Origin of the sequence: Pseudarthrobacter sp. fls2-241-R2A-168 (genome assembly GCF_030209335.1) — a bacterium.
Lineage (GTDB): Bacteria > Actinomycetota > Actinomycetes > Actinomycetales > Micrococcaceae > Arthrobacter.
On sequence record NZ_JARVSG010000011.1, the window covers coordinates 35996 to 48449 of the forward strand.

The 12454-nt window shown below is 65.2% G+C and carries 13 protein-coding genes; 6 read left to right on the forward strand and 7 right to left on the reverse strand.

Annotated features, from left to right (window positions below):
* Positions 1–63: 63 nt before the first annotated feature.
* Complete coding sequence (locus tag QRN11_RS08425; protein WP_285250694.1) at positions 64–423, reverse strand: hypothetical protein; 360 nt, start codon at positions 421–423, stop codon at positions 64–66.
* A 131-nt stretch (positions 424–554) separates the two neighbouring features.
* Here QRN11_RS08425 and QRN11_RS08430 point away from each other — a divergent pair, with 131 nt between their 5' ends.
* Together QRN11_RS08430 and QRN11_RS08435 are read left to right on the forward strand one after the other, a co-directional pair.
* On the forward strand, positions 555–1040 hold the full coding sequence (locus QRN11_RS08430; RefSeq protein WP_285250611.1) for a glutathione peroxidase: 486 nt from the start codon (positions 555–557) through the stop codon (positions 1038–1040).
* Between the two features lie 160 nt (positions 1041–1200).
* On the forward strand, positions 1201–2130 hold the full coding sequence (locus QRN11_RS08435) for a phosphodiesterase (protein ID WP_285250612.1): 930 nt from the start codon (positions 1201–1203) through the stop codon (positions 2128–2130).
* Between the two features lie 78 nt (positions 2131–2208).
* Here the strand turns inward: QRN11_RS08435 and QRN11_RS08440 are convergent, their stop codons facing one another.
* The gene (locus QRN11_RS08440) at positions 2209–3624 is read right to left on the reverse strand and encodes a stealth family protein (protein ID WP_502935021.1); all 1416 of its coding nucleotides are present in this window, start codon (positions 3622–3624) and stop codon (positions 2209–2211) included.
* Between the two features lie 286 nt (positions 3625–3910).
* Positions 3911–4840: a hypothetical protein gene (locus QRN11_RS08445; RefSeq protein WP_091421167.1), complete on the reverse strand. Its 930-nt coding sequence runs from the start codon at positions 4838–4840 to the stop codon at positions 3911–3913.
* 147 nt (positions 4841–4987) lie between these two features.
* On the opposite strand from QRN11_RS08445, the gene QRN11_RS08450 reads away from it, so the two are divergent.
* A complete protein-coding gene (locus tag QRN11_RS08450; RefSeq protein ID WP_170850843.1) occupies positions 4988–5287 on the forward strand; it encodes a type II toxin-antitoxin system VapB family antitoxin in 300 nt (99 codons plus the stop codon).
* Positions 5280–5954 carry a LytR C-terminal domain-containing protein gene (locus QRN11_RS08455; RefSeq protein WP_285250614.1) on the forward strand — a complete coding sequence of 225 codons (675 nt, stop codon included), beginning with the start codon at positions 5280–5282 and terminating at the stop codon, positions 5952–5954. Before QRN11_RS08450 ends, QRN11_RS08455 begins: the two co-directional genes overlap by 8 nt.
* A gap of 26 nt (positions 5955–5980) precedes the next feature.
* Here QRN11_RS08455 and QRN11_RS08460 read toward each other — a convergent pair whose 3' ends face one another.
* Positions 5981–6631, reverse strand: coding sequence for a TetR/AcrR family transcriptional regulator (locus QRN11_RS08460; protein WP_285250615.1), 651 nt, complete (start codon positions 6629–6631; stop codon positions 5981–5983).
* 58 nt (positions 6632–6689) lie between these two features.
* Complete coding sequence (locus QRN11_RS08465) at positions 6690–7388, reverse strand: DsbA family oxidoreductase (RefSeq protein WP_285250616.1); 699 nt, start codon at positions 7386–7388, stop codon at positions 6690–6692.
* A 216-nt stretch (positions 7389–7604) separates the two neighbouring features.
* On the opposite strand from QRN11_RS08465, the gene QRN11_RS08470 reads away from it, so the two are divergent.
* Complete coding sequence (locus tag QRN11_RS08470) at positions 7605–8666, forward strand: glycosyltransferase family 4 protein (protein ID WP_285250617.1); 1062 nt, start codon at positions 7605–7607, stop codon at positions 8664–8666.
* 53 nt (positions 8667–8719) lie between these two features.
* Complete coding sequence (locus QRN11_RS08475; RefSeq protein ID WP_285250618.1) at positions 8720–10867, forward strand: amylo-alpha-1,6-glucosidase; 2148 nt, start codon at positions 8720–8722, stop codon at positions 10865–10867.
* 31 nt (positions 10868–10898) lie between these two features.
* Here QRN11_RS08475 and QRN11_RS08480 read toward each other — a convergent pair whose 3' ends face one another.
* Entirely contained in the window at positions 10899–11432 is a 534-nt protein-coding gene (locus QRN11_RS08480) for a GNAT family N-acetyltransferase (RefSeq protein ID WP_285250619.1), read from the reverse strand.
* 26 nt (positions 11433–11458) lie between these two features.
* The gene (locus QRN11_RS08485; RefSeq protein WP_285250620.1) at positions 11459–12454 is read right to left on the reverse strand and encodes a sugar phosphate isomerase/epimerase family protein; all 996 of its coding nucleotides are present in this window, start codon (positions 12452–12454) and stop codon (positions 11459–11461) included.

The window sequence follows — 12454 nt, forward strand, 5'->3', positions numbered from 1 at the left end:
GGCGGCTGCCTCGCCGGGTGATCCGACCGCGACGCCGACGTCCACACCGACGTCAACACCGAGTCAGTCGACCGCGCCCACGTCGACGACGATGCCAACAATGACGCCGACACCTACCCAGACCCCGATCCCGGCGCTGACGTCGACGCCGACACCGACGCAGACCCCGATCCCGGCATTGACTCCGACGCCGACGCCTACCCGGACCCCGATCCCGGCGCTGACGTCGACGCCGACACCTACCCAGACCCCGATCCCGGCACTGACTCCAATGCCGACACCTACCCAGGCCCCGATCCCTGCGCTCACACCGACGCTTGCTGCACCTGACCCCGCCACTGCTGGTCCGCCGTCGGCCGCTCCGTCCCCCATGGCGACTGAAGCAACTTCCCCGGCCGGCGTGGCGCCGGCAGACCCCTCCATTGGGGCAGCCTGTGTGCTGCCCGGCGAAACGCACCCGGGAAACCAGTCCAGGAAAAATCCGGCCCCCACCAGTACACTGGCGGATCGGCAACGAATTTCCCCTGATGAACAACTTCCTGAGGACGCAGCCTGTGACATCCCTGTACCCGATCCCGCTGACCCTGAATGACGGAACCCAAACTGATTTCGGCAGATTCAAAGACAAAGTAGTGATGGTGGTCAACGTCGCCTCCAACTGCGGCCTGACACCCCAGTACTCCGGGCTGGAGGCGCTGTATCAAAAGTTCCGCGACCGCGGGTTCGAAATCCTTGGGGTCCCGTGCAACCAGTTCGCCGGCCAGGAGCCGGGCAGCGACAGTGAAATCGCGGAGTTCTGTGAGCGCAACTATGGTGTGGGCTTCCCTCTGACGGTGAAGGCCGACGTCCGGGGCAAGGACCAGCACCCGCTCTACGCTGAGCTGACCAAATTCAAGACGGGGCTGCTGCCCGGACTCGTGAAATGGAACTTCGAGAAGTTCCTGGTCAACCGGGACGGCGAAGTGGTGGCCCGCTTCGCACCAACAGTTGAGCCGGACTCGGCGCAAGTCATCGACGCCATCGAAGGCGCCCTGGGCTGAGGCTGCGCCTTGCCGAATTAATTCCAGGAAAGCGCAGTTCTTTTAGCTTTTTCCACATCGGCTTCGGCGATTCACCCAAAGTTTGCCAAATGTCTGATTGGATAAAGATTACTGAAGGGTAGAAGGGAAGAACCGCTTCCCCCCGACCACAGAGGCAGCAATGGAGCACATCGAGGCCGAACACCCCCGGCCACGCCACTTCCTACTCCACCTGAGCGATCCCCACTTGTTGGGAGGTCCGGATCCCCTCTACGGCGTCGTAGACAGCGAAAAGCGGCTCATACAGCTCTTCGACGAGGTCAAAGCATCCGGTGCAAGGCCCGAAGCCGTCATCTTCACCGGAGACCTGGCAGACAAAGGCCATCCGGAGGCCTATGCGAAGCTCCGGGCCATCGTTGAACCAGCCTCCCAGGAACTGGGCGCGGAAGTCATCTGGGCCATGGGTAATCACGACAACCGGGCGAACCTGCGGAAGGGCCTCCTGGACCAGCCCGGGAACGACGCCCCCCTGGACCACAGCTACTTCATCAACGGCCTGCGCGTCATTACCCTGGACACGTCAGTCCCGGGGTTCCACCACGGCGAACTTGATGACTCCCAGCTCAAATGGCTGGCACGGGAACTGGAGACCCCGGCTCCGGACGGCACCATCCTGGCCCTCCACCACCCGCCGGTCCCCTCCGTCCTGGACCTGTCGGTCCTGGTGGAGTTGAGGGACCAGGCATCCCTTGCAGCGGTTGTCCGGAACTCGGATGTCCGGACCATCCTTGCCGGCCACCTGCACTACTCCACCACAGCGAGCTTTGCCGGAGTCCCCGTCTCAGTCGCCTCGGCCAGCTGCTACACGCAGGACCTGAACGTTCCCGTGGGCGGTACCCGGGGGCAGGACGGCGGGCAGGCGTTCAACCTGGTGCATGTTTACGAGCACACCATCGTGCACTCAGTGGTCCCGATGGGACGTTCGACGACGGTGGGCGAGTATGTGTCGCCGGAAGAGACCGCACGGCGGCTGGCAGCGGCCGGGGTCCGCATCCCTGAGACGGTGAAGCGGCGGACCGGTGTGAAGCCCGGCCTGCCCACGAGCCGGTAGGAAGGCCTGCCAGGACGGCAGCGAGAGGAAGTGCAGCGAAGTCCGTGCCGCCCAGCGGCACGGACTTTGCCTTTGCGCCTACTTCTCCCAGGGCGCCTTGATGGGGAAGTACTTTTCGAGGAAGTCCGTCACCAGCTCGGCCCGCTCGTCCGCATCGACTTCGGGGAAGCTGCCATCGTTCAGGCAGAAGAAGTCCATGTTGCGCTTGGCCAGCAGCTTGGGCAGGTAGTTCAGCCCGGCGCGCATGGTGGTATCCACGTAACGGACCTTGGCGGCCGTCTGGGTGACCGCGCGGCCCGTGAGCAGCGCGTAGTAGTGGTAAAACGAGTTGGTGACGGAAATGTTGTCAGCCGCGCGGAACCGGCTAGCAGCCGTTTTCCGGAATTCTTCGGGGAATTCCTGCTCCATTTGCTCCACCAGGCTCCGCCTCAGCGGGGCTGCGGTGTGCTCCAGGTGGCGGGTGGTGATCCGCCCGAACCGGTTCCACAGCAGTTTCCTGTTGACGCGGGCCGCGTTCTCGAAGCCGCTGCGCTCAGCGGCGTTCTCGCCCAGCCCGATCCGGGTTTCGGCCTCGATGAACTTGGTGATGCCGCCCGGGGTGAAGAACATGTCCGGGCCCACCGCCCGGCCGAAGAACATGTCATCGTTCGAATACAGGAAGTGCTCTGAAAGCCCTTCGATGTGGTGGAGCTGGCACTCCACCGCCTGGGAATTGTGGGTGGGCAGCACGGCAGGATCCGCGAAGAACTCTTCGCTGCGGACAATGGTGACTGCAGGATGGTCCGCCAGCCAGGCAGGGGCGGGGGAGTCCGTGGCGATGAAGATGCGGCGGATCCACGGCGCGAACATGTAGACGGACCGGAGCGCGTACTTGAGTTCGTTGATCTGCCGGAACCGGGCTTCGTGGTCATCGCCTTCACCCAGGACCACGCCCTGCTGCTGTGAGCGCCGGGCTGCGATGTACTCAGGCGAGCTGCCGTCCACCCAGGAGAACACCAGATCGATGTCGAAGCTGATGTCGCTGGCATGGTCGGCGAACATGTTTTCGATGGTGGGCCAGGTGTGGCCGTAGCGTTCCACTGTGCCGCGCACGGCATCCTGCCGCAGGAGCGTGCGGCGGGTGAGGGAGTTCTCGATCGGCAGGATCAGCTCCTCGCCCTCGAAGGCCCAGAGTTCGATCTGCACGCCCGCTGAGGCACCGAATTCGAATCCGCCCCCCGGTTCAACGCGCGGGCGGTAGAGGCGGAAAATGCGGGCCTGCCGGTTGGAGGAGAGCTCGCCGTCGGCCACCAGGACAGAGGTTTTCTTTTTGGCATCCACCGTCATGGAGTAGAACGGCTCGTCCCGGCAGGCCTCCACCAGGGCGGCCCGGAGCTTCTTCCGGTCCTTCCAGTCCAGGGCAAGGACGGGCCGGTCGTTGTTGCCGCGGACCAGGAGGTAGGCAAGGTCGTTGGTCACCAGGAGATTGCGCAGGAACAACAGGTCCTCAACCATGGCCTGGTAAGGCGTCCTGTTGTAGTTGATCAGGGCGTAACGGCCCTTGTGCCTGATGACGTCGGGGCGGTGCCTGAGCCGCTGTTCCGCTGCGGCAGAGGTAACCTCTGCATGAAACTGTTCTTCTACGGACGCCTGGCTGCCGTAGTAGACCTCGTCCTGTACCGGTGCTTCTGTAATGGTGTTCTCCGAGCTGGTCAATGTAAGTAAGCCTTCCTACCTGCATGATAGCCGCGAGGTGGAAACGGCAGGTTTCCGGCCGGGGTCACCCGGCCGCGGAAGGGGCTCAGGCCCCCAGCGACTCCCGCCAGCTGCGCAGGAAAGCGCCGCCGGCGTCGTCGTGGATCACTGAGGAATCCAGCCCCAGGTCCGCGGCGGTCAGGACGTCGTAGGGCTTGTCCGGAACACCGTCGGCCGGGCGGACGTCCACATGTTTTACGTCGTGGTCGTTGTGGTGGAGCCAGTCTGCCATGGCATAGTCCGTGCGGGAGTCACCCACCGTCCGCCAGGCCTGCGGCGTGATGCCTTGGGCGGCCAGCAGTTCCACCGCCCGGCTGGCGCCCAGGTCCTTGCCCAGCCGCACCGACTCAATGTCGGTGGAAATAATGGTGGGGTCCACGCGGTAGTCCACTTCGTCGTCCGAGTTGGGGGCGTGGTGGTCCAGCCGGACCACGCCGAGGCCGTGGCGGGACATCAGGTCCATGGCGTCGGCGTCGAAGAGTTTTTGTTCGGCCAGGTATTCGGCGCTGGGGACCTCGATATGCTGTTCCACGGACACCATGGCCCGCTTGGTTTCGTCGAAGAACATGTGCGCGGAGTAGTCCTCGGCCACCATCCGGCGGATATCGTCGCCGTAAGCGGCGGGCACGGCCAGTTCGCGGTCCACATGGATGGGGCCGGGGCCGGCAGCGGTGTAGCTGAACCAGACGGCGCCCTTTTCGCAGATGGCGTGGATGATGGTGCCCGCGGGAATCCCGGCCTCGATCATCGGCTCCATCACCTGCCCGCGGATGAAGGCGTCCGACCTGCCGGTATTGAAGATGACAGGAATGCCCGCCGCGGCCAACGCCACAAGGTCAAGGATGATCTCCTGTTTCACGTCGCGGGTCACCGGGCTCGCCACGGGTCCGTCCACGTCCAGCAGCAGCGCGAGGGGAGGCGTGGCGGGCGGGCGCACACCAGGGCGGGAGGTGGCAATGGACTCGGTTGCTGTCATGGCTCCATTCTGTCAGCAGCGCCGTCAAGTCCCGGCCGCGCGCTGCAAAGATCACCGCGTGTGACACATGGTCACTGTTTGGCTACAACCTGACCGCGGGGGTGCCGGATACTTTCGCTGGACCCGATGGGTGCCTAGGGTGGCATGGTGATATTCAAAGCTGTGGGCGAGGGCCGCCCTTACCCTGACCATGGTTACAACACGCCCAAGGAATGGGCTGCGCTGCCGCCGCGTCCGGTGCGGCTGGACGAGCTGGTGACCACCAAGCGCACGCTGGACCTGGAGGCGCTCCTTGCCGAGGATTCCACCTTTTTTGGTGACCTGTTTCCGCACGTGGTGCAGTACCAGGGGACCCTTTATCTGGAGGATGGCCTGCACCGCGCCGTCCGGACCGCCCTGCACCAGCGCACGGCGATCCACGCCCGTGTGCTGGTCATAGATGGCTAGGAAGAAGCAGCAGGACGCGAGCGTCCTCCATGGCCACCGGGTTGTTACCGGCCCGGAGTTGAGGGCCGCCTTTGAAACAGGGCACGACGCCGACGACACCGCCAGGGTGCGCCGGCGCGTGCTTCACGGCGTGGTTCTTGTGCTCCTGATCGGGCTGATCGCCGCCGCCATCATTACCGCGCTCGCCATCATCAACGGGCGCCTGAAGATTCCCGCAGCGGAGCCTGCCGAGAAGTCGGTGTCGACCTGCCCGGCCGGCACCTTTGACTACACCCCGGCCGACAAAATCAACCTCAACGTCTATAACTCCACCAGCCGGCCGGGGCTGGCGCGGTCGGTGGCCGATGAATTCCTGGCGCGGAAGTTTGTAGTGGGGGCAGTGGCCAACATCGAGGCGGGCTATCGGGGTGTTGCCGCGGTGGTGTCCGGCCCGGCGGGCCAGTCAGCGGCGTTCAGCGTCCAGCGCAACCTGCCGGGTTCGGACTACTTCCAGGACGGACGGACGGATGGAAGCGTGGACGTGATCCTTGCCCAGGACTACAAGGCGCTCGCCCCGCCGGACCTTGTTGACCAGACGCCGGGCCAGCTCAGCTGCCCGCGGGAAAGCCGCCGCGTCGCCGATGACGAGTTGTGGCCGGTCATGCCCTCCGCGGCGCCGGCACGCTGAACCGTGCCCGCCCGCTGAACCGTGGCTTAGCCGGCTACAGCAGGAAGCGGGGCCAGGCGGACGGGGCGGCCGGCGTGGTCGAACCGTGCGCCGGCACCCAGCTGGATGAAACGTACCGTCCGGGCGACGCGCGCTTCCAGTTCCGAGGGCTCGTCGCTGCCGCGGGCCGCGCTGGACGAGAGGGTGCCCAGGATCAGCTGTGCCTGCTGGCCCACGTCAGCCACCGGGAGGTAGCCCTGGTCCATTCCGTCGCGCAGGATGCCCTGCAGCAGGACGCTCAGCTCGCCCACGTGGTGGGCGAGTTTGGCGAAGGACGACGGCGACAGCACGGCCCCCATCGCCGGTCCCGGCGGGAGGTGGCGGCGGCTGAGGTCCACCACCTGGGCGCGGACGTAGAGTGCCAGCCGCTCCACCGGGTTGTCGAGGCGGCCCAGTTCCTCGCGAAGCTCGGACAGGAACTTCTCGGTCTCATCCAGCGCATAGGAGATGAGGAGCTCTTCGATGTCGGCGTAATAGTTGTAGACGGCGGTGCGGCCCACCCCTGCATGCCGGGCCACATCGGTCATGGTCAGCCCGGGCAGGCCGTGGGAAAAGAGGAGTTCACCGAAGGCGGTGAGGATGCGGCGCTGGGTGTCCGCGCGCTGCTCGGCGTTGCTGGCCGCTGAGATCCTGGGCATACAGACACTTTATCGCGAAGTGTCAGTAAACGTCCCGCCGCCTGCCGGCAGGTCCTGACTAGACCTGGCAGCCGTCCGGGCCGCAGGCGTCCCCGTCGGTAGAGTTGACCAGCACCAGGGGATTGGCGGCCTGCCACGCCTGGTTGAGGGCGGCAGTGAACGTTTCGGCAGGCTGGGCGCCCGAGAGGCCGAACTTCCGGTCGATCACGAAGAACGGCACGCCGCTGATGCCCAGCGAACGTCCCTCCTCGAAATCTGACCGGACGTCCGCGGCGTACTTGTCCGTGGTGAACAGTTCATCCACTTCGTCCCTGGTGATGCCGAGGTCCAGGGCGAGGGACGTCAGGTACTCGCGGCTGCCGATGTCCTTGCCGTGTTCGAAGTGGTCGCTGAGCAGGCGCTCCTTGGCGTCATCCTGCTTGCCGTGGGCGGCCGCGAGATGGATCAGGCGGTGCGCGGTGAAGCTGTTCGCCACCACCACCTCATCGAACCGGTAGTCCAGGCCCTCACCCTTGGCCTGCTCGGCGACATGCTGGAACATCTGCGAAACCTGCTGCGCCGCAAGGCCTTTGCGGGTGCTGAGATATTCCAGCTCGGTCCCGTCATAGTGGTCCGGCAGGGTGGGATCCAGCTGATAGCTGCGCCATTTCACTTCCACAGAATCGCGGTGCTCGAACTCAGCTAGGGCCGTCTCAAAGCGGCGCTTGCCGATGTAGCACCACGGGCACGCGACGTCAGACCAGATCTCAATCTTCATGCTGGAGATAACTGCACTCTCTGCGTGGCCATTCCGCGCCAGCACGTTATTTGCGCCACACGAGGTCTTGCGGTGGGCTGCACCGTAGGCAATAGTCTGAGTTAGGTGAAGCAGACGCCATAGGAAAACCGACTGCATCGCGGGCCGGAGCCGGCGCGTGGTCGGAAGTGCCCGGTCAGCTGGGGAGCCCGGCCTGGATTCTTCGCGAGGCAGGGAATGCGGATAGGACTGGTTGCCGGACCATGGATTCCGGTACCGCCGGTAACGTACGGCGGCATTGAACGAGTAGTGGACAGCCTCGCCAGGGGCTTTGCTGCCGCAGGGCATGAAGTGGTCCTGGCCGCGCCGTCGGACAGCACCTGCCCCGTACCCCTGGTTCCGGGGATGCGTCCAGCCCAAATCGACGAGCTAGGGTCCGCCATCTCAGAGTTGAGCCTGGTGACCCGCGCCTACGAGGCAATGGGGAATGTGGACATCGTCCATGACCACACCCTCGCCGGCCCGTTGTACATGCAGCGGCCCAAAGGGGTTCCGGTGGTGACGACGATCCATGGCCCGCTCAACGAGGAAGCGGTGGACATCTACCGTGCCATTGGCCGGCATGCAGCTGTTATCGCTATTTCCCGCGACCAGTGCTCCCGTGCACCGGAGGTGCCCGTCACACGGGTCATCCATCACGGAATGGACGTCGCAAACGTCCCGGTGGGGTCCGGAAGCGGAGGCTATCTGTGCTTTGTTGGACGGGCCTGCCCGGACAAGGGTCTTCTTGAGGCTATCGTGGTCGCCAGGGAGGCGGGAATGCCGCTGCGCATAGCGGTCAAGATGCGGCAGCCGGACGAAATCCGCTATTTCCGCGAAGTTATCGAGCCCATGCTGGGGCCCAACGAGGACTTCGTCGGCGAAGTGAATGACGCCACCAAATACCGGCTGATGGGCGAAGCCCTGGCCTTCCTCAACCCGATCCAGTGGTCCGAGCCGTTCGGCCTGGTCATGATCGAAGCGCTGGCCACGGGCACCCCTGTGATCGGCACGCCGATAGGTTCCGCACCCGAAATCATCGACCATGGGCTGACCGGCTTTTTGGGACGCACGGATCAGCTGCCGGGCTTCGTTCAGGAGGTCGCAGGGCTCAGCCGGGCAACCTGCCGGAGAGTTGCCGAAGATCGGTTCGGCGAGGAACGCATGGTGAACGAGCACCTTGTTCTTTTTGGGCAACTGCTGGAAGGGCAGATGCCGGCAGGGGTTCCGGATACGGTGGGATTGCACCAGAATCTTTAAGGCAGGTCTTGGCGATCCGCGGCAAGCCCGCCGCCTAGCGAAGGAGTGCTTCCATGACCGCATGGAACGCCGATACTGAGGCCGGCGCATCGGAGTCAGGGTCGGTCACTGTAGTGGAGGGGTCCTCGTTCTGCATCTCGTCCGAAACGGGTGACATCAGTTCCGATGCCGGTGCGAACGGGGCCTTCTTCCAGGACACCCGGATCATCTCCCGCTGGATCCTCCGGATCAACGGATCCCTGCGCGAGCCCCTGGTGGCCCAGAGGCCGCAGCCCTTCGGAGCCACCTTTGTGGGCAGGGCCAAATGGCCGGACGGCAGGTTCGACAGCCCCCTGGTGGTCCGCCAGGTCCGCCACATCGGTCCGGGTCTCCAGGACGACATCATCCTCGAAAACTATTCCGCGGAGCCGGTTGACTGCGACATCGAGCTCCTGATCGACGCCGACCAGGCAGATCTCTTCGACGTCAAGGGTGGCCGCACCACCCAGGGTGCCGAGGCCACCCGCGAAGTGGTGGACGGCAGCCTGGTCATAGAAGCCGCACGCCACGGACAGCGGCGGGGGACATCCATCAGGGCAGCTGGTGCGAAGGCCGGCACGGACGGGCTCCGTTTCCGCGCCACAGTCCCGGCCCGGGGCAAATGGGCCACCAGTGTGATTGTGGTGCCGCTCGTCAACGGACAGGCACCTGCCGATCCTTTCACCGAAGAGCGGCTTCCACGCCACCGCGAAGGTGTACGCCGGCACCGGGCCTGGGAGGAAAACGTCCCTCAGGTCACCGTGGCGGACAGTAACCTGCAGCAGGTGCTGAACCGCAGCCAGAGCGACCTGGGCTCGCTGCGGATCTTTGATGAGCACCATCCCGGCCGGGCTGCGGTGGCAGCCGGGGCGCCGTGGTTTATGGCCCTGTTCGGCCGGGACTCGCTGCTCTCGTCCTACATGAGTTTGCTGGTAAGCCCGAAATTGGCGGCCGGCACTCTGCAGACCCTGGCCGGGCTGCAGGGAACCAAGGTGGATCCGGACTCCGAGGAAGAACCGGGACGCATCCCGCACGAGGTGAGGTTGGGTGTTACTGCCGGGCTGTCGCTGGGCGGCGCAGCCTATTACGGCACAGCCGACGCCACCCCGCTGTTCGTTGGCCTCCTGGGCGAGCTGAGCCGCTGGGGCCTCTCGCGCGAGATCATCCACCCGCTCCTTCCGCACGCCGACCGTGCCCTGGACTGGATTGAACAGTACGGTGACCGTGACGGCGACGGATTTGTGGAGTACCAGAGGCCTAACGACCACGGGCTGGTCAACCAAGGCTGGAAGGACTCCTGGGACGGCATCAACTTTGCTGACGGCACCATCGCAGAAGCCCCCATCGCCCTGTGTGAAGTGCAGGCCTATGTCTACTCCGCCTATATCGGCAGGTCCCTGCTGGCGCGCTGGGACGGCGACGGGGACCTGGAACAGCATTGGGCGGACAAGGCCGCCGCCCTGAAGACTGCCTTCAACGAGAAGTTCTGGCTGCCGGACAAGGGCTATTTTGCGGTGGCACTGGACAAGGACAAGCGGCCGGTGGATGCCTGTACCTCGAACATGGGTCATTGCCTCTGGACGGGCATTGTGGACGAGGACAAGGCGCCCTCCGTGGTGGAGAATCTGATGTCGCCCCAGATGTTCACCGGCTGGGGCATCCGGACCCTGGGCTCGGACATGGGCGCCTACAACCCCGTGAGTTACCACAACGGGTCCGTGTGGCCGCACGATTCAGCCCTGGTGGCAACAGGGCTGATGCGGTACGGATTCGTGGAGGAGGCCCGGCGGGTTGCCTCCGGCCTCATTGACGCAGCCGAACATTTTGATGGCCGGCTGCCGGAACTATTCTGCGGTTTTGACCGCGGCGAGTTCGCAGGACCTGTGCCCTATCCCACCGCATGCTCCCCCCAGGCGTGGGCTGCGGCAGCGCCGGTGCAGCTGATGCGCGTGCTGCTCCGCTTCGACCCCGTCTATACCCATGGAGTGGTGCACCTGGCGCCGATCCTCCCGGACGATATGGGCGACTTCCAGGCTGCGAACGTCCTGATCGACACCTCCCGGATCACCATCAGGGCCCACGGGACCGGCGGCAGCATTGACGGGCTTCCCCCGGGCCTCAAGCTCTTGTCCGAACCGCGTCCGCCCCTGGCCTACGCGCCCAATGCCCATCAACCCGTGTGACAACGCCCTGTTGGCAGCGAGCCGCAGCATGTCAGGGAACGGCGCGCTCCAGCACAAAGTCATGCTCCACGGTGCTGCCCAGGCGGAACGATTTTGTGCCGACTTTCCGGAACCCTGACTTCTCATAGAAGCGGATGGCCCGGGCGTTCTGGCTGTTGACTCCCAGCCAGACGCCTTTCCCGCCGGCTTCGGCTGCCGCCGCCAGGCTGGCATGCATCAGTTCGGCGGCGGCACCGAGCCCGTGGTGTTCCGGGTGCACATAACACTTGCTCAATTCCACCGACGGCAGGACGTTCAGGGCGGCAACAACGTCCGGGTCGGTAGCCGGACGGTTCACCAGCAGGCTGTAGCCGCGCAGGCCGCCGTCGGCGTCGATCACCAGGACGGTCACCTCGGGGTCGGCGAGGTACGCCTGGAAATGGCGTTCGCTGAGCGTGTTCGCCAGGTGGGCGGCAATGTCCTCAGGCGAGGCCGATGGCGGGCACGCCAGCGGAAAGGTGACGGCCGCCAGGGCAGCCAGCGCCCCGGCGTCGTCCATTGTTGCTGTGCGGATGGAATGCGGCATGCAGGGATTCTACGTTCGCCCTCGGGTCACTGCTTGAAGGCGGCGTCGAAGGAGGTGTTCGACGGCGGGAAGTCGAACTTTTTGAGGGCGGCGAGGGCTTCGGGGGCGCCGTGGAGGCGGTCCATTCCGGCGTCTTCCCATTCGACGGAGATGGGGCCGTTGTAGCCGATGGCGGACAGGGCGCGGAAGGACGCTTCCCAGGGGACATCGCCGCGGCCGGCGGAGACGAAGTCCCAGCCGCGGCGCGGGTCGCCCCAGGCCAGGTGGGAGCCCAGGACGGTGTTCCGGCCGGTCTGGCGGACCTTGGTGTCTTTGCAGTCCACGTGGTAGATCCGGTCCTTGAAGTCCCAGATGAAGGACACGGGGTCGATGCCCTGCCACATCATGTGCGACGGGTCCCAGTTCAGGCCGAACGCGGGGCGGTGGTTGATCGCTTCGAGGGTGCGGACGGTGGTCCAGTAGTCGTAGGCGATTTCGGAGGGGTGGACTTCGTGGGCGAAGCGGACGCCGCATTCGTCAAAGACGTCCAGGATGGGGTTCCAGCGGTCGGCGAAGTCCTGGTAGCCGGCGTCGATGACCTTTTCGGGGACGGGCGGGAACATGGCGACGTACTGCCAGATGGAGGAGCCGGTGAACCCGACGACGGTGTCCACGCCGAGTGCCTTGGCGAGCCGGGCGGTGTGTTTCATTTCCTCGGCGGCACGTTGGCGGACGCCTTCGGGGTCGCCGTCGCCCCAGACTTTGGCGCCGACGATGGCTTCGTGGCGGAAGTCGATGGGGTCATCGCAGACGGCCTGGCCTTTGAGGTGGTTGGAGATGGCCCAGACCTTGAGGTTGTACTTCTCCAGGACGGCGAGTTTGGAGTCGACGTAGCCGGGTTCGTCCCAGCGCCAGGCGTCCAGGTGGTCGCCGGAGACGGCGATCTCCAGGCCGTCGTAGCCCCAGCCGGAGGCGAGGCGCGCGACTTCTTCGAAGGGGAGGTCGGCCCACTGGCCGGTGAACAGGGTGTACGGGCGGGACAT